This is a genomic window from Oceanobacillus picturae (genome assembly GCF_000612865.1).
GTDB lineage: Bacteria > Bacillota > Bacilli > Bacillales > Amphibacillaceae > Oceanobacillus_B > Oceanobacillus_B jordanicus.
In genome coordinates, this window is the sequence record NZ_CCAX010000001.1 from 1,229,480 (window position 1) to 1,250,300 (window position 20,821).

Below are 20,821 nucleotides of genomic sequence, written 5' to 3' on the forward strand. Positions count from 1 at the left end.
GAAGAACCGCTTCAGAAATATACTTCGCTTATTCTAGCTATCATCCGTCTTTTGACTAAAACTTTTTGTTATGTCCCGTCCTCTTTCAACTAGATTTATTTAGTTAAAGCGTTTCTTTTATCTCTTTAATTTGGTCAATATGCCTTTGTTCATGGTATCCGACAAAGGGGATCCATTGGAACAAGTTCATTTCACCGAATACTGGGTGCACTGCCGTTTTCTCTACTAATCGTTCTTGATCAACAGTAGTATAAATCCCCCGCAATGCCTCATGGGAGGTCTGCAATTTCCGTTGCAAATCTTTAAGCGTCATAGAAGATTCATTTGGTTGCACAAATTCCGGAGCCTCTACTTTTCTGGACCTGTTTACTGTGAGTTCAATAGGTTTAGAACTAACTTCCTTAATCGAGCCATTTTCAAGAGCATGTTGAATGTTATAAACGACGGCGCGTTCCATTAAGTATAAGTGCTCCATTACCTGTGCGATTGACCAGCCACCAGAGCTTGGGCGTTTATTTAATTCTTCATCCCCTAGCCCCGTAACCTCATCCAACAGTGTTTCTCTTACTTCATCATTTAATTTCAAAATTATCCTCTCCCTTTTTAGTATTCATATAGTAAAAATTGTGACGAAACCAGTTAAGGAAGCAGGACCACATGATCTGACGCAGCTAACACCGAAAGTGGCGCAACATCCCACTGATCTGACGCAACAATCCTCGAAAGTGGCGCAACTCATCACCGATCTGACGCAACCAACCTCTAAAGTGGCGCATCACACCACCGAGCTGGCGCAACACCCTCAACAGCAGACCTCCTACTCATTTTTACATTCCGATTTAGTGAAACAGTCCTGATTCTTTTGATTTTTGTTTAATCTTTTTAGATTGTCTATTAATTGGCTGTTTTAAAAATGCTCCTAGTATAATGGCTGCGATTCCGAAAATGCCGAGGAATAAAATATCATGTAGGACTCGGTCCCAAACAATTCCGCCGACCGCTTCCCGCATAAGATCGATTGCATAGCTAAACGGCAAGAACGGATGGATAACTTGGAAAAATTCAGGTAAAAGAACGACAGGATACGTACCGCCTGAACCAGCAATTTGCAGAACAAGCAATACTATGACCATCGCCTTACCAATATCTCCAAAAACAGATACAAGTGTGTAGATAATGATCATAAACACTAGGCTGATCAGTAATCCAAATAACACAAACCAACCAGGACTTGCCATGGAAACATTTAATAGGAAAATGTCTCCCAGTGACACAATAGTTGATTGCAGAAAGCCAATCGTCATAAAGGTAAATAACTTACCAAAATACACCTGTCTCGATGAATAGCTTTCCATATTCGTTGTATCTGTAGAAAGTAACGAAATAAGTAGTAAGCCACCTACCCAGATCGCAAGCACCGTATAGAAAGGAGTCATTCCTGAACCATAATTTTCTATAGGGAAAAGTTTATTTTCATTAAGCTGAACTGGTTCGGCAAAAAATCCTTGTTCGGCCTCTGGATCATTTCGTAGCAGTTCAATTATCTCACCAATATCGGTTTCCCCTTGTATTTCCCGAATACGATCCGCTAGTTCATTCACCTTATCGTTTACATATGGAAACTCATTCTGGACCTTCTCTAGCATGCCTTTTCCGTCGCCGAGATCAGCCTCTGTACTTCCAAGAATTCTTTCCACCTCAGGAATAGCAGTCTGAATATCCACCAAGATACCACGTGCTTCAGCAAGCGTTGTTTTGGCACTGTCCACTTCAGCTAAAACTTTTGGTTCGATGTTTTCATTGTATTCAGTTACAAACGCATCAATATTTGCGGAGGTGTTCTCAACCAACCCTTGTAGATCATTGAATACCGCTTCTACCTCTGATTGCTTATCTTGAATAAAGGTACGGACATCATTACTACGTTCCTGTGCTGTCTCAAGACCTGCACGGATTGTCGCCAACTCTTGAAGTGCCTGCTCAATTTGTTGACTTCCCTGTCCCTGGTTACCTTCTCCTGCCCCTTGATCAGGTGTATCTCCATTTTCGCCTTCTTCCACATTCTCATTTTGTTGTTGCTGTACTTGTCTTAACGTCTCTTCAATAGATGAAATTGCCTCAATTTGCTGTGTTACCTGTTCATCCAATTGATTAGTCAAATCAGTACCACTTCCGAAATCGATTCCAGCAGATTGAACCTCCTTAAGAAATGTATTCGTTTCATCTGCTACCTGCTGAACACGTTCTAAGTCTGCTTGAATCTGTGGTGCGACTTCATTAAGCCGGTCCTCAGCTTTATTTAAAAATGCAGTCGTATTATCGATGGTATTCAACCCATCGTTCGTAACCCGCTCCGCCTCAGGGACAAGCGCCTGGGCTTGGTTAATCATTTCCTCTGCGCTACTAGCATCTGTTAATGATTGATCGACAAGCTGTTTAATCTCAGGTAGATTTTCTTCCAAATTGAATATATAATTCTCGAATCGTTCGATATCTGGTAAATCCTGTTCTAGTTCGATTCCAATATCATTAAACATGTCAAAAATGACACCATTTACTGTAGATATGAAATTACTACTAATCTCATCAGTAATGGCGGAAGCACCTTTATCCGTGATTTTTGGGGCAATGGCATTGATTTTCTCGTTAACGTAATATTCCATCTCCGCTTTCTCCGGTTTGTCGTTAACAACTGTACTAAGTTTACTTGAGAAGTTTTCCGGAATGACAATAACAGCAAAATAATCTCCGTTTTCTAAGTTATCCATTGCCTCATCCCGATCCTCGAAGTGCCAATCCATTGATCGATTTTCCTTCAAGTTATCAACAAGCTCCTGCCCAACATCAATATCTTCATCTCTTACTGTTGCACCTGTATCCTCGTTGACTACACCTATTGGAATTTGATCTGTCTGCCCATATGGGTCCCAGGAAGCTTTAATATTAAACCACGCATAAAGGGATGGTAGTATAATTAGTCCACCTATCAGTATTAACGCTACCCAGTTAGTACCCGTGTTCTTTACGTCTTTTGAAAATATTCTAAAGATGTTTTTCATTTTTGTATTCCTTCTTTTCCAAATGAATGGTGATTCATTTTAATGTAAAATTAAGCTATAAGGAAGATTATAGCAAGTTTCTCATGCGAATTCTACTCTTCACAATGAGAAGTTAAAAAAAGAGCTGGTCGGTAACCAGCTCTTTAAACATGTCTTCTCTCCATCAGATGGATGCCAAGTCCTATCATCACAACTCCCATTAACACTAAAATACTGATGGGGAATAATAAGTCCTCAAGGGGGTAACCATATAGCACCACACCGTTCAAAACTTCCATTCCATACGTTAGTGGGTTAATCTTAGAGATTGCAATTAAAATCTTGGATTCCACAATTTCTAATGGCCAGTACGCCCCGCCAATCATCGCCATACTTACTGCAATAATGGGGATAATCGCATTGAACTGTTGGACATTTTTCACTATCGCTGTAAACAAAATAGATAGTGCCACAATGGAAAATATATAAGGAATTATCAGCAGAAGCGCTTCCAAGAACTTCCCATGAAAATCGACGCCTACCCAAAAACGGAAAATACAAAAGATAATTACAACCTGAACATATCCTTCTATAAAGCTATAAACCAAGTTGGCCACATACACTTCCCATTTTCTTACTGGCGATAAGATCATTCGATCCCAAATCCCATCCCGTTTTTCTACTAGAATTGGTTGGAGCTTATAAGCAATCGTATAGATTACAAAAAATAAAGTAAAGCCAAACAACGTCTGAAATGTATTATCGTAAATAACAGCATCCTGGCTACGGAAACTTGTTGTCTCCATTTCAAAGGCCGGTACGTCCATCGCTTTATCAAACGCTTCAAGAACCGACACACGTTCTTCCCCAGCATTCATAATGGAAACCTCTAATAATGCCGTTTCAAGGTTATGTTCCCGATAAGCTCGCTGGATAGCTTGCTCAATCATGGCAGCATTTGGGGAGTCCACTCCAACTATGAGTTGATAGGAAGTATCACGAAGAATTACGCCAACTTCCGCTTTCCCATTCTCAATTTGCTCGAGCATCTCCTCTTCTTCAATCAACCAATTAAATCGAAATGCTTCGTCCTCTTTTAGTACTTTCTCAAGTGTTGAACCTTTAACTGAATTATCCTCAGCATAAATCGGCACAGAGATGCTTGTAGCAGCGCCATTACCGCCTATGATGAGAGCAAAGCCAATTGACATTACAGTAAAAATTATAAATGTCCATGGATTGCGAATAAACATGCGTATTTTTGTAAGAAGTATTCCAATCATAATGCAGCCCCCCTCTTTGGAAAACTCCAAGCTGCAATAACAATGGAAATAAACCCGAACAGTAGCAGAAATGCTAAGTGATCGGTAACATCACTTAATTCATTGCCACGCAACAACGATATATAGGCCGACATTCCAGCACCATTTGGTGTTAAATTCCCTAATGTTGCAATAAATGCAGATGAATCTCCAAGTGGGAAGAAACTTCCACCAAGTAAAGCCATTAAGGATACAAGAATATTGGAGAAAAAGTTAGTAATTACCTCAGAGTGGAGTCGATAGCTCAAGGCTGTTAATAATACAGCAATCCCCCCAACCGCTACAGCATAAGACATTGTAACAAAGGTGAATCCAAGCAAGTCAGGCCATGTAACGTCAAAAACAACCCATGAAAATCCAAAGATGATAAGCAAGTGTAAAAATGCAAATAACATACCAGATAGAAGAATACCGATAAAGTAAACCCACCTTGAGACGTTTGCCAATATAATTCGGTCAAAAACAAAAATACTTTTCTCAAGAAATGCAATCGATCCAATTGCCGAGGCAATGAACAGTACGTTCATCACAGCCATTCCAACGGTATAATAGTCCTTTGAGCTAATTGGAACTTGTTGGTCCAACGTCATAACATCTCCTGTAACATTTTGCAGATTTTCTTCAAGGTTTTCTGGATTAATCGCTTCCTCCTGTAAAAATGTTTGCAATGTTAGCTGTTCCTGGTATTGCGTGAGAATACCATCTACAATACTTACACCAAGCTGATGTTCCGTATTGGTAAACAGTTGTAGAGAAGGCTGCTTTTCCTCAGCTAACAAGGAGTACTCCAATATTTCATATGTGAAATTATCAGGAACCTCTATTAGAGCAGTATAGGTGTTGTCGTCCAACACCTTTTCTTTATCCGAGGGTGATATTTCCTCTAACGTAATATACTTTGTAGCTTCATCACTACCAAAAACATCTTCTTTCAACCGTTGTATCGGTAGCATATTATCTAGTTGATTTAATACAGCCGGCGGAAGTTCTCCCTTCTTATCCTCACTAAACCTTTCTAACTGAACGTCCTCTTGCTCCTGCTCTACAATTCCTAGTTTTACTTGAATAGTTGGGCTCTCTCCGTTCATAAAACTACTTAGTGCCACGCCTAGTATTAAAATGAGGATGATTGGTAATCCGACGAGTAATAATAATTGCACGGGATTGCGAATGAGTACCAAGGCTTGCTTTTTTATAATTTGTCCTATCATTCCTACACCCCTAATCCCTTAAAGCGCGACCTGTGAGGTGTAAGAATACATCCTCCAGAGTAGGCGTTTTATTATGAACAGACGTTAATTCAATGCCTGCAGTCTCAGCAAGTTTCGTTAAATCACCAAACATACTCACTTCTTTTGCTACCATAAGCGTGATCTCTTTATCTGTGTTCATAACGCGATTAACAAGCGGGTGCTCTTGCAACATGGAAATAAATTGCTCGTTGAGTTGATCACTTTTTATGGAAATGGTTTTTTCTGAAGATAAAATACGTTTAATCTCTTCATTAGTACCAGATGCAATAAGATTTCCTTGGTCCATAATATAAATGCGATCACATAGAAACTCTACCTCTTCCATGTAATGACTCGTGTATATTACCGTCATAGCCCTTTCTTTATTTAGTCGCTTTACGGTTTCCAGAATATAATTTCGTGATTGCGGATCTATTCCCACTGTCGGTTCATCCATAATAAGCAGTTCTGGGTCATGTAATAATGCAACACCAATATTAAGTCGGCGTTTCATTCCACCTGAAAAAGTCTGTACCACATCCCTCTTTCTATCTGCTAACCCAACCAAATCAAGAATTTCATGTATTCTCTTTTTTAAAACGGAGCCTTTTAGTCGATACATTCTACCGAAAAACTGCAAATTTTCTTCTGCTGTTAGGTCCGTATATAAGGCAATCTCCTGGGGAACCATTCCTACGATTTTACGGAAATCACCTGGTTTTTTTAAAATACTTTTATTATAATAACGGACATCCCCAGAAGTAGGTTCTGCTAAGGAGGAAATCATCGAAATAGCTGTAGATTTACCAGCACCATTTGGACCTAATAAACCAATGATTTCTCCGCGTTCAACAAACATATTTAAACTCTTTACTGCATAAAACTGTTTAAATTTTTTAGAAAGACCATCTAATTCCAACATGTTTTTAGCCTCCTTCCATTTAATCTTAAGATAAAACATCTCTGAAGCATACTGTCTGTAGTCATGTAATGTTGCTTCTCATTATGACTTAAGTCACTTCTTTAATATGCCTTTTACTTTCGTAACCTTAAAAAGTTTTACCTTTGAAAAATTTACTTGCGTGCAAAAAAAAGCTCACCCAATGGAGAGCTTCTAGATGTTAATCAGATATGTCATGCTTTATAGCATAAATGGCAAGCTGCGTGCGGTCACGCTGCCCTGTTTTCTGCAAAATATGGGTTAGATGGTTCTTAACCGTTCCAACAGACAAAAATAGTGCAGAAGCAATTTCTTTATTCGTTTTCCCCTCGCCCACGAGCTTTGTAATGGCTATTTCTCTATCAGATAGAGAGACTTCAGATCGTGGCGTCTCGGTTGAACGCTCTAATAATTTCGGCATCACTTTTGCTGCCACTTCTTCGTGTAACGTTAGACCACCGTTCATACAGCTATGTACTGCTGCGATTAATTTTGCTGACTCTGAGGTCTTAAGCAAAAAGCCATTTGCACCTTGCCTTAGTGCTTCCACTGCATATGTATCATCGTTAAAGGTAGTTAAAATGAGTATCTTAACATGGGGCCACTTCTGTTTAATTACCCTTGTAGCTTCTATCCCATTCATCACAGGCATCCGTACATCCATCATCACAAAGTCAATAAGATGCTTTTCCAATATGTGAATGGCTTCCTGTCCATTTGCCGCTTCATGAGCTACTGTTATCTTCTCATCCTGCTCCAAAATAACCTTAAGACCTTGTCTTACTATGACTTGATCTTCTACAAGTAAAACCTGCATTCTCATACCCCCTAACCCTCACTGGGAATCATCCCCGAAACCACAAATTTGTTGTTCGTCTGTATCACTTCCAAGCTTCCACCTAGCTCACCTACACGCTTTCTCATCATCGATATGCCAAAGCCTTCTTTAAAAGAAGTTGCTTTATGTAATGAATTTTCAATTTCAAATGCAATAGCTCCTGTAGCTGATTTACCAAGTGTCACACGGACTTCCCTTGTTTGGGCATGACGCATGGCATTCGTCAGCGCTTCTTGAATAACCCTGTATAATGCAACACTTTTATCATTAGAAAGTGAAGCAGAGAGAACACCTTGTTTCACGGTGAATTGCACCATAATATGACTTTCTGCTTCAAGCTTACGAATTAGATGGACAACAGTGGCAATTCCTTCGTTCTCCTCAATGTTCAGAGCTCGGACCGCTTGCCTTGTTTCCTCAAGGCTCTCTGAAGCCATCCGCTTTAACTCTGTATAATCCTCTGTTTTCCGCTGGATGGAGAGCATTTCCAGTTTCATAATTAATGCTGTAAGCCGGTGCCCCACCGAATCATGAATATCCCGCGCTATTTTGGTGCGCTCTTCTAATCTTGCATCCCGCTCTGCTGCTAAATTCAGTCTTTTCACCTTGCGATACTCCCCGCGTAGTTGATCATATAGCTGACGCATTTCCTCTCTCTGAGTAACGATCATGGAAATCCTTGCTGCCAAAATATATAGAGCAAGAAGGACCAAGATTGCTTTTACAGTCAATTGATCGTGCTCGTGTAAAGTAAGAGAAAGTAACGATAGAAGTAAACCAACAGTTAATACAATCCAGGATCTTGGCTTAAGAATACGATAAATCCCGTCTAAAGAATAAAAGTAGAAGAGAGCCATTGTCCAAAACACATCATCTTGTGCAGCTACCAAGAAATGCACCATCCCAATCCCAAAAAGGAAAATGTTTAGAGTAATAGGGAATTTTCCCATAGTCAGAAAAAAATATACCGCAAGTGAAGTAGCAAAAAAAAGGATACTTATTGAAAGAAGGTTACTTCCCAATGTAATCATACATACCCATATTATGCTTAGAATACTAAGTCGAAGCCAAAATAACCTCACGTTTACATTCCCCGTTGTTGGATCTTTTCTAAAAATGATTTAAGAACGTGAACCGTTTGAATACAGTCACTTAACTCAGACCATTCATCAGGGTGGTGGCTCACCCCATGAATACTTTTCGTAAACAGCATTGCAACAGGTATTTTTTCCCCCGCAACCATTGCATCATGCCCTGCACCACTTGGTAACCGGTATGGAGATAAATCCTTGGATCGGATTGCTTCTTCCAAAAGGTCCTGCGTTTTCTCATTAATTGGTACTGGCGATACACGCATCGTTTCATGGTATGTAATCTGTGTGTTGTGAGCGGAGGCAATCTCCTCACCAGTTTGCCTTACCACCTCAATTAGTTTATTTCGAGTCTCTTTGTGAATATCTCGAATATCCACATATAGCGTTACTTTTCCGGGGATTACATTCACACCATTTGGTTCCACGTGGAGTTTTCCAACTGTCGCGACCGCACTATCACTAATAGTGGATGGTAAGCTGGCTACCTTAGTAATAAACGCTGAGGCTGCAACTAGTGCATCCTTTCTGTCATGCATTGGTGTATTTCCTGCATGTCCTGCTTCCCCAGTAAATGTCACTTCAAGCCAACAAGGACCAGCAATCCCTGTTACAATGCCACAGGGAAGGTTTTCTTTTTCCAAGCGTTTCCCTTGTTCAATATGGACTTCCACGAACATTTCAATCGTTTCTTCATCCCGTTTCGCTTTAGGATAGTCTCCTGAAGATAGGCCTACATCTTGCAGTACCTCTGAAAAGCTCTTCCCGTCACTATCCTTTAGTTTTTTCTTATCTTCCAAATTGCCAAAACCCATTAGGCCTTCACTACCGTTAAAGCCACCATTGAAACGAGCCCCTTCTTCGTCACTAAAGATGACAACTTCATATGGCTTTTCCGGCTGGTATCCCGTTTCCTTCCAGGCTTCTGCTACTTCTAGTGCAGCAAGGACCCCTAGTGGTCCATCAAAGTGACCGCCATTTGGCACACTGTCTACATGAGAACCACTTAAGATGGCGGGTAAATGATCTTGTTTACCTGCAAGTCGACCGAACACATTACCAGCTTCGTCACGATGGACGGCAAGACCAGCCTCCGACATCCAACCTGCAACCATATCCTTCGCTTGCTTCTCTTCTTGAGAATAACCAGGGCGGTTTGAACCATTATCTGCGGTGAGACCAATTTCTGACAGCGCCGCAAATCTTGCTGCCATTCTATTTCCTGAGATACCATCATAATTCAGTGTATCTTTATAAGACTCCATTAATTTATTGTAAAACGTATCCTTCCAGCTCATACGAAAACCTCCGTTTCTTTTCATTAAACATATCAAAAATATGAAACATTGAAAATACAAAGTGTATGAAACTTAATCCTAGAAAGTCTTTAGTTAATGTTAGGCAATATGTAACCCTTTCATAATGGTAAAAGGCGAATACGGAATACATGCATTCACCTTTAGTAAAACGGGTTATAGAATTAATAAAACCACACCTGTATTGATTGTAATATAATCTGCCCGTCAAAAAAGCTGTGGCATGGTACCACGTACGCTTTTTCTTTTTCCCAAAACCTCGGAGCTCCATCGCATTACTAATTACTTCAATTCTTTCTAAACTGGAGAATATTAATGGCATCACAATTACTGCTGCATTTTTATTCTTTTTGTAAGTTTTTCATTTTTAGACAGGTCTGCTCCTCTAAGTTTTGCGAATACTTATTTTCCAATCGGCCCCTGTTTTAATGTGATACGCCTTAGCAAAGGAGCCTTGGTTAAGTGCCACTCCCAGTTTATCCAATGAATTCACATAGATTAGCGGCTCACCAAGTCTACTGTCAGCAAAAGACCGGCCAAATGTCATAATGTTTTTATATACTTGTTGTTGATTGTTGGTGATCGTAACTTCTAAGGAATCACCATATTTAATGGTTGCCTCTTTAAATAATCTCCGATTAATATTGGTCCACAAATTTCCAAAACGAATATCAAGTATATCGATATTTCCGATAATTGCTTCATTTTCTATTCGTGCATCTGGTTTTGGTAACTCCACAATGTCTTCCACATTTATAATTGGTCCCACCTGCTCGTAGGTAATAATATTCGAAGCAAGCCTAGCCCCAGTGTATGCATAGACATCCCGCCCATGGAAGGTATAAGACTCTCCTGATCGTGGCAAACGATTTATCTTCTCATCAATAATTCTAGCTTCCTTTATGCCAATATGATGCTTAATATGTGTCAGTGTCCCATTATCAGGCGTTACGATATATTGATTATCTGCTGTCTTCACAACAATGCTTAAGCGATCTGTCCCTACACCCGGGTCAACCACTGATACGAAGACTGTCTCTTCAGGCCAGTAGGTAACCGTTTGGTATAATCTGTAAGAAGCTTCCCATATGTTGTATTCCGGGATGTCATGGGTAAGGTCAAATATTCGTAAAGCCGGGTTCACCGAAATGGCTACTCCATACATCGCACTTACTGCCCCATCACTAATTCCAAAGTCTGTTTGTAATACTAATTTACTCATGTGTACACCCTCCATTTATGTTTACTAATATAAAAAAACCACGCCATTACCGAATAAACGATAAGGACGTGGTCGGTTTAACGTGGTACCACCTTACTTCACCATCTGCTCACACAGACAGTCTCATCAAGTACGACAGGTAACACCACCCTGTATATACTGTGGTATTGATAACGAGTACCAAATCTCGTCGGAACCTACTAGTATAAGACATACGTTCAGCACGAAACTCGTGAGGCCATTGTTCAGATTCGTATTTTTGCTTCTTTTCAGCGACTGAAGCTCTCTGTGAAAAATAACTAAATCTTACTTTTCCCCGTCAACGTTTTAATTAGTTTAATTAAGATTAAAGTTATTATAAGCAGAAACTCCCACAAAAGCAAGTTTATTTTTTAAATATAAGTTATTTTCTAAAAATAGTTCTTAATCATGCTCCGATTTCATCATTAATTGACTATGTTGAGACAGAAAATATGTAACAAAAAAACTTCTCTCTTTCACATCCACAAAAACTCCATGAAGTCCCGCGAAAAAAGAACTAAGAACAACCACTAAATCGCTAAATTCCAGCTACATTATAAAGGGTATTTTTACCCAATAGAAAGAATCATGTGAATATTGTACCATTTTCTGTAAATTTCAGGCTATTTTCGGTTTATTTGTTGTATACTATAGGGGACAGTCTATGCAGGGTGAGCTTCGGTCAAAGCTGTAGAAGTACTTCTTTTACTTGGCGACAAAAATCTGGTGAAAGGGGTTGAACAAATTGATTCCAATTGACACAACTCTTGAGTTGATGTTTTTGTTTGCCACACTCGTATTGTTAATCGTTAACAGCCGAGAAAAAAAGTAAGCTACCCTGCCGACGGACGGGAACATTACTTTTTCGTTTAAGAAGTCGCCTCACCCCCCAGAGGATAGCTGTCCGATCCGCAAGTTGCCGCTTGCGGATCGCTTTCTGAGGGTGTGACTAAATGAGCTCAAATAAAATCGCCATTTAAATAGTATTGTCTCTTCTTAAAAATTATTCATCTGATTTTTTCTGGACGAATGTGACAAACAGTTCCACTATGCTTAATTAAATCCTATCATAACAAGGCTCCAGCTGCTACTTGAAAATAAAGCTGTAACACATATTTAACATCTCTATTCCCTCATTACCTCAAAGTGTAAACAAGCTCTACTTAAAGATACTCTACAATTCTTCTCCATTCCTCTACTTTTCCTTCAAAGGTCTTTGTATATCGCCCTGGAATAGGACTGGTTGAGGGAAGCTTTATGACATCAACGTCCGTTAATTGTTCCATTGGGAAATTACGCTTAAACGTGTCATATGCTTTTCCACCATTACAGGCAATAAGTTTAATAGAGGGAAATTGCTCTGTTAGTTCGATAATATTGTTTGGTTCCTCGTCCATAATATTTGCATCTAAACTTCCTCTTCGATAACATTTCCCTATCGTGTCCCAAAGGGCAATACCTTTTTCTTTTACAAAGTTCAATTTTGCTTCATAATCTTGTAATGGAGTTTGATGGAATAAAACGAAAAGAATGTTCCAGAAGTGATTTCTTGGATTCCCATAGTATTCTTGTTTCTCGAGAGACTGCCCGCCAGGCATTGAGCCAAGGATAAGTACTCTCGGTTTCTCAGGCAAAATCGGCGCGAATGATGATAATTTTTCCTGCATATGTCCAACCTCCATGCCTAAAATGATTGTTTTTCGGGAAATATTGATTGTAACACTATTATAAAGAAAGAAGGGTGCTAGATGAAAGCAATTGTTATTAATGAATACGGATCAGCGGATAAACTAAAGGAAGAGACCCTTCCTATCCCCACACTAGAAGATAATCAGGTTTTAATGGAATTGCATGCCACTTCCATTAACCCCATCGATTGGAAATTAAGAGAAGGGGCATTAAAAGAAGGTCTTCCCTTTGAATTCCCTATTATACTCGGATGGGATGCAGCTGGAGTTGTAGCAAAAACAGGCAAAAACGTGAGCAATTTTAAAGAAGGTGATCGAGTATTTGCTCGACCAGCAACAACAAGAAATGGAACGTACGCTGAATTTACTGCTGTGGAAGAAGACCTTCTTGCCAAAATCCCAGACAATATTCCGTTCGAAGAGGCTGCTGCTGTTCCTTTGGCTGGATTAACCGCATGGCAGTGTTTGGTAGACTTTGGTGGAATAAAAAAGGGAAATAAAGTGCTTATACATGCAGGATCAGGCGGAGTCGGTAGCTATGCCATTCAATTTGCCAAACATTTTGGTGCATATGTAGCTACAACAGCAAGTGGAAAAAATGAAACCTTTGTAAAAGAGCTTGGTGCAGATCAATTTATTAATTACAAAGACACCGATTTCACCGAAGTACTAGAGGATTTTGATATTGTTGTGGACACAATTGGTGGAGAAGTACAGGAAAAAAGCTTTCAGGTTCTTAAAGAAGGTGGAAAACTCGTATCAATTGTGCAACAACCAAATGAAAAACTTGCGAAAGAAAAAAATATTAAAGCGGAATCTATATGGTTAAGAGAGAATGGAGAACAACTTGAAGAAATTGCCCAACTGCTTGAATCAGGAGAAGTCGTTTCCAAGGTAGGTCAAACCTTCCCTCTTACAGAAGAAGGGGTAAAAGAAGCCCATAAACTTAGTGAAACCCACCATGCAAGGGGAAAGATCGTTATTAATATAAAGTGAAACTAACAATCAGTGGGGGTTTTCCTTCTTCCCCACTGATTGTTAGTTGATTGAATTGGGGTGTTAACATCCGTTTACTCCCACTTAAAACCTCATGTTTTGAAGTGAGAGTATTACGGACGGTTGCACCGTGAAATTTTTATGTAATTATACGAATAAACCTACAACTACGACCGCTACAAGAATAATAATGCCTACTATTAGGGGAACTCTTTTATTAAAGAAGGACATTTTTTCTAGAAAGTAAATGACCCCAATTGTAACAAGTCCCCCAACAAGATATGCTGTAATTGTGCTTAAGTACATGTCTAAGAAAGGCACACCAAACAATAGCATTTCATAAAGTACGATAAACGTAAGTATTGTCTTCCATTTCATAAAACAGGTAAACCCCTTCTGCAAAAAGTTAGAAATTATAATAGTCCATTATAACCTTCGACTATAAACCTAATTTTAATGGGTGGTTTACAACTTTTTATACAGGGAATACTCTGTATTAATCTATTTAACTAGGACATATTGTTTTCATTTGCATGATAAAGATCAATCCGTTCACGCAAATCTTTCTTCTTATCTAAATCATGCCATTTCAGCACAAGGTAGACCTTTTTGATATCCTCTAGTGTTATTGGGTTTCCCTCCTGATCTACGTAACTATCTCCCTTTATTTTACCAGTGTTTTCAACTGCAATATTTATGATTTCACCAGTCCGATCTATCTTTTGAATAACTTGGTCTACATCTCCAATAACCGCTCGAACCTCGATATCAAACGAATTCGTCATAAAGCTATCTACGTTTTTCATATCAAGAAATCCGTTTCCTGCGATAAACGAGTCTTTTGATATCTCTATTTCATATCCCTTAACTCTCCAGTGCTGGCCTTCCCCTACTAATGATAAGTAATAGTCTTTTAGATTTTCATTATCATCAATACACCCAGCAACAATAAACAAGGAAAGGAATATTGGTATGAACACCAGTCTCCGCATTATCTTCCCCCTTACACTCAGCTTTCTTTTCCCTATTAAAATTTAAACGCTTTGTCTCCCTTATTCACCACGCTGCTTACTTAGTTTCGACCATAACTGCGATTCTTTCAGCTTATGCCAAAGTAGTAAGCTATATTTCTTGATTGCTTTTCCAAAATAATGCCATACAAATAAACCGAGCCAAAAAAATAAATAAACATGGCATAACAGGAGGATAATAGCAGTCAAACGACCTTCACCAATTTGATGAAAAAGATGCTTCAACTCATTACGACTCGCTGCTCTACCAACCGTATACAAGAAAGAAAATAACGGAGCACCGATAGATAAAATAATGGTCATATAAGCAAAGTGGATAAGCCTGTCCCTTGCATTACTAATAATAGCGGTTATAAGTGCAGTAATAATAAAAATACCATAGATAATCAAAAAGCTACTGGGAAGTGTCTCCATTCTCATTCACTCCTTTTACCTTTTAAAAGCTTTGTTCCCGATGTCATCTATTTTATGATTCCCAGTCCTTCGACATGCCCATTCTATCCGTCTTTAACTGTAAGATAAATAGTTCTAAAGCTGTCTCATCAATCCAGTTGGTGCCCCAGACATCTCTATTTTGCAGCATTGTACCAAGTAACCAAATTCTTCTTGTTGTAATGAACAATGGCAAAGCCTTCATATTCTCTTCACCTAGCGAATACTCCTGCTCATAGCCTTGCAAGAAGGTATTCCAGCACTCCTTTTCCTCTTGCTTGTAATTATGAAGGAGATTCCACCAGGATACCGCCACATCATATGCACGGTAGCCAACCGCACAACTATCAAAATCAAAGACTTGGAGTTTTCCTTTATTTAGATGCATATTATGGTTATGGAAATCACCATGACAGAGACCTGTTTCTAAATTGGCTGTTTCCAATTTTTCTTTTATATACCTTACTGTCTCATTCAACACTTCGACTGCCGTATCTCCTAAATACTGCTTGAGAATCGGTCGAATAAAGCTTACAGGCTCATCAAGTAAGTGTGCGAAATCAATTGAATAACCCCGTTCATGTTTACTAGTGAATCCATTAGACAATCGATGAAGTCTACCTAGAGATTTTCCGATAAGATATGTATTTTCCGGATTAATAGCGGGTCTTTCTCCCTCCGCAAAATAAAATAGCACACCGTAGCGCTCACCTTCAGGGGCTAATATTTCCTCCACATTAGGGAAACCCGTTTCCTGAACAGGTCCAACTGCTTCATATCCATTATTTTTTAAGTATAATATAGCATCCAACTCAAATTTAATTGCAGCTTCATTTCTCCAGCCATGGCGATAAACTCGATAGGCATAACAGGATTCTTTGCCCACTACTTTATATGTATCATTTAGCCCTCTCGTTAAAAAGCGTACATCCTTGATTTTTTCTGCAACCTGGCTCTGCGCAAGGTCAAAAATACTCTCTTCGTCAATCAAGGCATGTTTCACGTTTACTTCTTCTACCATTTTCTTATCCACCTCAAAATTGTGCTCGTACCTATAGTATTAATTCGTCATATTTTTCCATAATCCTGCTCCACTTATTTTTTCACTTTATTTTAAATACACCATGTTATGCTTTCACCTATTTGTTATGATAATGAAGAGGTGATGAGAATGAAAGCAATTATTATTGGTATTCTATCTGCATTATTCTTTTCTGTAACATTTATTTTGAACCGATCGATGGAGCTTGATGGCGGAAGCTGGGCATGGAGTGCTTCATTACGATTTATGTTCATGCTACCACTCTTACTTATTATCGTAGGATACCAACGTAATGTAAAACCCGTCATACAGCATATCCTTAAAAAACCGGGGCCCTGGCTTTTATGGAGTTTTGTAGGTTTTGGATTGTTTTATGCTCCACTAACCTTTGCGACCATTTATGGACCAGGCTGGCTTGTAGCGGCTACATTCCAACTAACGATTGTTGCCGGCTCTTTCCTTGTACCGGTACTTAATAAGCATACAAAACAAAGGATACCAGTTCAATCTGTGCTTATTTCCTTTATTATACTGAGCGGTGTTTTGCTCATGCAATTAGAACATGCAAGTGTTGTCCCACTAACAAGTGTTCTTCTATGTGTTCTCCCTCTTCTTATATCAGCGATTGCATATCCATTGGGAAACCGTAAAATGATGCAGCATGTGAATGGAGAACTTAACACCTTTCAGCGAATTCTAGGTATGACCATCATGTCCATGCCGTTTTGGCTTCTTGTATCTATTTATGGTTTTCTATCACACGGACTTCCAGAAGTGACACAAATAACCCAAACATTTATTGTCGCTATCTTTTCTGGGGTTATTGCTACAGCGTTATTCTTCTATGCCACTGAGCTTGTCCGAAATGATAATGAGAAACTAGCTGGGGTAGAGGCAACGCAATCAGGTGAAGTGGTGTTTGCGCTATTTGGTGAAATGCTACTACTTCATGCAGCATTGCCAAGTATAATGTCTTTTGTCGGGATCTTCTTAGTCATTATCGGCATGATACTTCATAGCCTCGTTACCGTAATTGGAAACCGAAAAAAGCATCCGATTATCAAACAAGCACAATTATAAAATAAACAAAGCATAAAGAAAACTCCTCGGGGGGAGGATCCTTTATGCTTTGTTTGGTTGCTGTTGTTTCACAATTTCACGATCTTCAGTAGGTGTGGTTCCTTTTATGAAAAATGCCATTATAAGTGCAATAATGGATATTACAGTCGTTACATAAAATGCAGTATTAACTCCATCTACCATCTCGCTAGCTGAAGAAGCATCACCAGTAGATGCTGTCATAACTGTAACCAATATTGCTGTACCAATAGAAGCTGCCACCTGGCGCATTGTATTGGTCATGGCAGAACCATGTGGTATTAAGCGATTTGGCAAGCGATTGAGCCCAGCAGTAGTAGCCGGCATCATAATCATGGAGACACCAAACATTCTAAAAGCAAAGACAATGGTAATATAAGTTAGCGTTGTATCTGGCGTTAATCTTGTATAAAGGAAAGAAGTTACTGTTAATAAAGTCAGGCCAATAATAACCAAGTACCTCGCCCCGAACTTATCAAAAATCCTCCCATTAATTGGTGACATGATACCCATGATCACTGCTCCTGGTAAGATCATCATTCCCGAATCTAAAGCGGAAAACCCAGCCATATTCTGCATGTATATAGGCAAAATGGTTTCAGCTCCGATTAACCCAATAAACGCTATCATACCAATAACCGTTGTTATCGTGAAAATTTTATCCTGAAAAACACGGAACTCCAAGATTGGTTGAGCCAACTTGAATTGTCTTAAGATAAAAGTGGTTAACGATATCGCTCCTATAACTATTGCGGAGATAACGAAAACATTGGACCATCCATAATCTCCCGCACTACTGAAGCCATAAAGAAAACCTCCGAAGCCTAGTGTCGATAGAATGATCGAACTAATATCAACTTTTGGATAGGTTCGCTTCGTGATATTTCGCATCACAAAGTAAGCAATAATGACATCTATAATAGCAAGTGGCAAAATAATATAAAATAAAGCTCTCCATGGATAATGCTCAACGAGCCAACCGGAAATCACCGGGCCAAGCGCTGGTGCAAAAGCAATCACAAGCCCTACCGTTCCCATTGCTGACCCTCTTTTTTCAATAGGGAAAATCAATAAAAAGATAGTCATCATAAGTGGCATCATAATACCGGCTCCAGCAGCCTGAATTACTCTCCCCACCATTAATATGGCAAAGTTTGGTGAAATGGCGCATATTAATGTTCCGACCACAAAGGTGATCATTGCGGTAAGGAATAACTTCCTCGTAGTAAATGTTTCAATCAAAAAAGCTGTAATTGGGATCATAATCCCATTTACTAGCATAAAGATGGTCGTTACCCATTGTGCCGTATTTTCGGTTAGATTCAAATCTTCCATAATATGCGGAATAACGGTCGCCAACAAAGTCTGGTTTAATATCGCCAAAAATGCGCCACCTATTAAGACAGCAACAATTGGAAGCTTGTTAATTTTCTGTACATCTTTTATTTCTTCATTCCTCAACCAATCATCTCCTAAACGCCAACATGAATTATTCGCTGCGTATTAGTGAATTATATGGAAGTTATTATAGATAGTCAATTTTCTAGATTAGTATGTTAATATCCCCATGAAAAGCAACATTCCTACATGTAAAGAAGCTCTGCAGCCACTTATAGGAATCGCCAAAGTATTATCCCTAATCCTAGTCTAAAGTTCCGCGTTGGGACCTTCTGATATACACCATCCAGGTAACACCTAACGTTATAAGTAACAAGCCAGATACATAATAAATAAGTGTAATACCATATAGATCAATCACCGTAAATGCTAATAATGGCCCCATGGCTGCCCCAACATCCACAACTATCGTATGCGCAGTCATCACTTTAACTTGATCCGTCTGGGAAGCTGCACTTGCTGCTAAAGTATCCGTTGTGGTAACGAAAATAGTGGAGAGAAATTGAAAAAATAATAGACTAATTATTAGTCCTGCCATTACGTGTACGTTTACGAAAACATAAAACATGACGCCTCCCATAAACAATGGAACCAATAAAATCATAGGAGGTGTTTTTATACTATCCATTATTTTTCCAATCTTTGGAGCCAAAAATGGATCCCAACCCCAGCGTATTGCTTGAATAATACCGGCTAAAGTCGCTGCACCAATTGTTATTTCTGCAATATCCCAATTGTTGTCATACGTTTCTTCAATTAAGGTACTTAATGTAGAAGAAAACAGGCCAAAGACAATAAAGCCCATACCCGTTCCTGTCAGAAGAATGAGACCAACATAAGAATTAAGCCACTTTTTTCTTTCCTTGCTTCTGTCTCCGGCATCTTTTTCCTCCTTTCTTGAAATAGGAACAAAGTAAAATACCGCTGGCAGGGCTAGTAATCCTGTGATAGAAAATAAGTTTGTAACAAACAAAATAGATGTCTGATCAACTAACAGTCCACCTGCAAGCATACCAATTAAACCACCAATGCCCCACAGCCCATTATATAAGCCTACATAGTTCCCCCTATTTTCATCCGTCGTTACTTCAATGACTGTTAGGAAACCACCAAGCCTTAACAAGGACCAGGAAACTCCCCACAAGATACGCATTAGTAAGAGCAGCCAAAATTCTTTAAATAACCCATAGCCAGCAGTTGTCATAATGGCAATGATTAATGCTATCCATACACCTGTACGAAGCTGGAATCGCTTATAGAACATACCAACTAATGGATTGACAGGCAATCGAATAAACCTATTAATCGATAGTAAAAGGCCAATTTGCCAGATTGAAGTTAACCCAAAATCTTGCCAATAAACAGGTAAAACAATAAACAGCATAGCATCTCCTAATAAGGCGACAGCTGTAATTAGAGCAATTGCAATTACTTTCTTTTTATCTGCATTCATGTTGTCTTCCTTTCCAACCAGTCTATAATAAGCTGCTTTGCCTGGAACAAAGCAATCTGTCTATGGTCATAAGGTGAGATGGTATGCTCCAATTGCTCTGTTAACACCTTGTCATTACTTAATAAAAAAATATCACCGTACCCTTTTAATCTATCTGGGATATCCTTTGCAATCCAACCATTCATCGTCCCTTTACTGTGCAAGACTATCCCATCTGGGAATGCCAAAGCTACCACACTGGTAAATTGAGCAGCCCGCCTACTTAATGGAACCCCCTTTAGCTTCTCTATTAGTAGTTGAGCGCGATCCGCATCACTTCCGGGAGAAAAACGTGCTGTTTTCACTCCAGGAAATCCTTCTAAAATATCAATCGATAGGCCAGAATCTTCTCCTACTATAATGTCGTTTGGGTAATATCTTTTTACCGTTTCTATTTTTATTTGTGCATTTCCTTTAAATGTATTTGCTGTTTCCTTCACATCCTCCATATCTTTTGGCAATGAAGCGATGTCTAATGGGATTTCCTTTAAAGCCATTTGAATTTGTTCCAGTTTTACATCATTCCATGTCGCAACAATGATTTTCAAGCTTATCACCCTCCTGCATTTATTGTACCTTTAGAAAGGAGGAAAAAAAGTGTATACTTGATCTGATTAAATTTCC

At 39.1% G+C, this 20,821-nt stretch carries 19 protein-coding genes, 1 pseudogene and 1 other annotated feature; of the genes and pseudogenes, 2 read left to right on the top strand and 18 right to left on the bottom strand.

Features of this window, described 5'->3' with window-relative positions; genetic code table 11:
• Window positions 1-103: 103 nt before the first annotated feature.
• From BN988_RS06190 to BN988_RS06235, 11 genes and pseudogenes are all read right to left on the bottom strand, one after another.
• On the bottom strand, window positions 104-586 hold the full coding sequence (locus tag BN988_RS06190) for a DinB family protein (RefSeq protein WP_051557706.1): 483 nt from the start codon (window positions 584-586) through the stop codon (window positions 104-106).
• Window positions 587-839: 253 nt separating this feature from the next.
• Window positions 840-3,059, bottom strand: coding sequence for a YhgE/Pip domain-containing protein (locus BN988_RS06195; RefSeq protein WP_187120234.1), 2,220 nt, complete (start codon window positions 3,057-3,059; stop codon window positions 840-842).
• A gap of 143 nt (window positions 3,060-3,202) precedes the next feature.
• Entirely contained in the window at window positions 3,203-4,321 is a 1,119-nt protein-coding gene (locus tag BN988_RS06200; RefSeq protein WP_036574220.1) for an ABC transporter permease, read from the bottom strand.
• Window positions 4,318-5,571 carry an ABC transporter permease gene (locus BN988_RS06205; RefSeq protein ID WP_036574223.1) on the bottom strand — a complete coding sequence of 418 codons (1,254 nt, stop codon included), beginning with the start codon at window positions 5,569-5,571 and terminating at the stop codon, window positions 4,318-4,320. Before BN988_RS06205 ends, BN988_RS06200 begins: the two co-directional genes overlap by 4 nt.
• A 10-nt stretch (window positions 5,572-5,581) precedes the next feature.
• Complete coding sequence (locus BN988_RS06210) at window positions 5,582-6,514, bottom strand: ABC transporter ATP-binding protein (protein WP_036574225.1); 933 nt, start codon at window positions 6,512-6,514, stop codon at window positions 5,582-5,584.
• Between the two features lie 199 nt (window positions 6,515-6,713).
• The gene (locus BN988_RS06215; RefSeq protein WP_036574227.1) at window positions 6,714-7,349 is read right to left on the bottom strand and encodes a response regulator transcription factor; all 636 of its coding nucleotides are present in this window, start codon (window positions 7,347-7,349) and stop codon (window positions 6,714-6,716) included.
• An 11-nt stretch (window positions 7,350-7,360) separates the two neighbouring features.
• On the bottom strand, window positions 7,361-8,260 hold the full coding sequence (locus BN988_RS06220; RefSeq protein ID WP_187120235.1) for a sensor histidine kinase: 900 nt from the start codon (window positions 8,258-8,260) through the stop codon (window positions 7,361-7,363).
• Between the two features lie 194 nt (window positions 8,261-8,454).
• Window positions 8,455-9,759, bottom strand: coding sequence for a M20 family metallo-hydrolase (locus BN988_RS06225; protein ID WP_036574233.1), 1,305 nt, complete (start codon window positions 9,757-9,759; stop codon window positions 8,455-8,457).
• A 174-nt stretch (window positions 9,760-9,933) separates the two neighbouring features.
• Window positions 9,934-10,164, bottom strand: a pseudogene (locus BN988_RS19155) (energy-coupling factor transporter transmembrane protein EcfT); the annotation flags it as partial.
• Window positions 10,163-10,999 (bottom strand): SAM hydrolase/SAM-dependent halogenase family protein, encoded by an 837-nt coding sequence (locus BN988_RS06230; RefSeq protein WP_036574235.1) that lies wholly within the window; start codon window positions 10,997-10,999, stop codon window positions 10,163-10,165. The pseudogene BN988_RS19155 and the gene BN988_RS06230, both read right to left, overlap by 2 nt.
• A gap of 59 nt (window positions 11,000-11,058) precedes the next feature.
• Window positions 11,059-11,331, bottom strand: a binding site (T-box leader).
• An 852-nt stretch (window positions 11,332-12,183) separates the two neighbouring features.
• A complete protein-coding gene (locus tag BN988_RS06235) occupies window positions 12,184-12,687 on the bottom strand; it encodes a DNA-deoxyinosine glycosylase (RefSeq protein WP_036574237.1) in 504 nt (167 codons plus the stop codon).
• Window positions 12,688-12,768: 81 nt separating this feature from the next.
• On the opposite strand from BN988_RS06235, the gene BN988_RS06240 reads away from it, so the two are divergent.
• Window positions 12,769-13,704, top strand: a complete 936-nt coding sequence (locus tag BN988_RS06240) for an NADP-dependent oxidoreductase (protein WP_036574238.1) — start codon at window positions 12,769-12,771, stop codon at window positions 13,702-13,704.
• Between the two features lie 147 nt (window positions 13,705-13,851).
• Here BN988_RS06240 and BN988_RS06245 read toward each other — a convergent pair whose 3' ends face one another.
• The 4 genes from BN988_RS06245 to BN988_RS06260 form a co-directional block, all read right to left on the bottom strand.
• On the bottom strand, window positions 13,852-14,082 hold the full coding sequence (locus BN988_RS06245) for a hypothetical protein (RefSeq protein WP_036574240.1): 231 nt from the start codon (window positions 14,080-14,082) through the stop codon (window positions 13,852-13,854).
• A gap of 131 nt (window positions 14,083-14,213) precedes the next feature.
• Window positions 14,214-14,696 carry a hypothetical protein gene (locus tag BN988_RS06250; protein ID WP_036574242.1) on the bottom strand — a complete coding sequence of 161 codons (483 nt, stop codon included), beginning with the start codon at window positions 14,694-14,696 and terminating at the stop codon, window positions 14,214-14,216.
• A 60-nt stretch (window positions 14,697-14,756) separates the two neighbouring features.
• The gene (locus tag BN988_RS06255) at window positions 14,757-15,149 is read right to left on the bottom strand and encodes a hypothetical protein (protein WP_036574245.1); all 393 of its coding nucleotides are present in this window, start codon (window positions 15,147-15,149) and stop codon (window positions 14,757-14,759) included.
• Between the two features lie 52 nt (window positions 15,150-15,201).
• Entirely contained in the window at window positions 15,202-16,188 is a 987-nt protein-coding gene (locus tag BN988_RS06260) for a phosphotransferase (protein ID WP_036574247.1), read from the bottom strand.
• Window positions 16,189-16,338: 150 nt separating this feature from the next.
• Between BN988_RS06260 and BN988_RS06265 the strand changes: the two genes are divergently transcribed.
• On the top strand, window positions 16,339-17,289 hold the full coding sequence (locus BN988_RS06265; protein ID WP_036574250.1) for a DMT family transporter: 951 nt from the start codon (window positions 16,339-16,341) through the stop codon (window positions 17,287-17,289).
• Between the two features lie 42 nt (window positions 17,290-17,331).
• On the opposite strand, the gene BN988_RS06270 is transcribed toward BN988_RS06265, so the two are convergent.
• The 3 genes from BN988_RS06270 to BN988_RS06280 form a co-directional block, all read right to left on the bottom strand.
• Complete coding sequence (locus tag BN988_RS06270) at window positions 17,332-18,768, bottom strand: DHA2 family efflux MFS transporter permease subunit (RefSeq protein WP_036574253.1); 1,437 nt, start codon at window positions 18,766-18,768, stop codon at window positions 17,332-17,334.
• 181 nt (window positions 18,769-18,949) lie between these two features.
• Window positions 18,950-20,158, bottom strand: coding sequence for an MFS transporter (locus BN988_RS06275; RefSeq protein ID WP_036574256.1), 1,209 nt, complete (start codon window positions 20,156-20,158; stop codon window positions 18,950-18,952).
• Window positions 20,155-20,745, bottom strand: a complete 591-nt coding sequence (locus BN988_RS06280) for a non-canonical purine NTP pyrophosphatase (protein WP_036574259.1) — start codon at window positions 20,743-20,745, stop codon at window positions 20,155-20,157. The genes BN988_RS06275 and BN988_RS06280 overlap by 4 nt, the downstream gene beginning before the upstream one ends.
• Between the last annotated feature and the right edge of the window lie 76 nt (window positions 20,746-20,821).

Excerpts from the sequence above, each read along its gene's own strand:
- BN988_RS06235 (WP_036574237.1), bottom strand. The coding sequence starts at position 12,687 with ATGCAGGAAAAATTATCATCATTCGCGCCGATTTTGCCTGAGAAACCG.
- BN988_RS06265 (WP_036574250.1), top strand. The coding sequence starts at position 16,339 with ATGAAAGCAATTATTATTGGTATTCTATCTGCATTATTCTTTTCTGTA.
- BN988_RS06200 (WP_036574220.1), bottom strand. The coding sequence starts at position 4,321 with ATGATTGGAATACTTCTTACAAAAATACGCATGTTTATTCGCAATCCA.
- BN988_RS06245 (WP_036574240.1), bottom strand. The coding sequence starts at position 14,082 with ATGAAATGGAAGACAATACTTACGTTTATCGTACTTTATGAAATGCTA.
- BN988_RS06225 (WP_036574233.1), bottom strand. The coding sequence starts at position 9,759 with ATGAGCTGGAAGGATACGTTTTACAATAAATTAATGGAGTCTTATAAA.
- BN988_RS06230 (WP_036574235.1), bottom strand. The coding sequence starts at position 10,999 with ATGAGTAAATTAGTATTACAAACAGACTTTGGAATTAGTGATGGGGCA.
- BN988_RS06255 (WP_036574245.1), bottom strand. The coding sequence starts at position 15,149 with ATGGAGACACTTCCCAGTAGCTTTTTGATTATCTATGGTATTTTTATT.
- BN988_RS06195 (WP_187120234.1), bottom strand. The coding sequence starts at position 3,059 with ATGAAAAACATCTTTAGAATATTTTCAAAAGACGTAAAGAACACGGGT.
- BN988_RS06240 (WP_036574238.1), top strand. The coding sequence starts at position 12,769 with ATGAAAGCAATTGTTATTAATGAATACGGATCAGCGGATAAACTAAAG.
- BN988_RS06205 (WP_036574223.1), bottom strand. The coding sequence starts at position 5,571 with ATGATAGGACAAATTATAAAAAAGCAAGCCTTGGTACTCATTCGCAAT.
- BN988_RS06210 (WP_036574225.1), bottom strand. The coding sequence starts at position 6,514 with ATGTTGGAATTAGATGGTCTTTCTAAAAAATTTAAACAGTTTTATGCA.
- BN988_RS06275 (WP_036574256.1), bottom strand. The coding sequence starts at position 20,158 with ATGAATGCAGATAAAAAGAAAGTAATTGCAATTGCTCTAATTACAGCT.
- BN988_RS06260 (WP_036574247.1), bottom strand. The coding sequence starts at position 16,188 with ATGGTAGAAGAAGTAAACGTGAAACATGCCTTGATTGACGAAGAGAGT.
- BN988_RS06250 (WP_036574242.1), bottom strand. The coding sequence starts at position 14,696 with ATGCGGAGACTGGTGTTCATACCAATATTCCTTTCCTTGTTTATTGTT.
- BN988_RS06215 (WP_036574227.1), bottom strand. The coding sequence starts at position 7,349 with ATGCAGGTTTTACTTGTAGAAGATCAAGTCATAGTAAGACAAGGTCTT.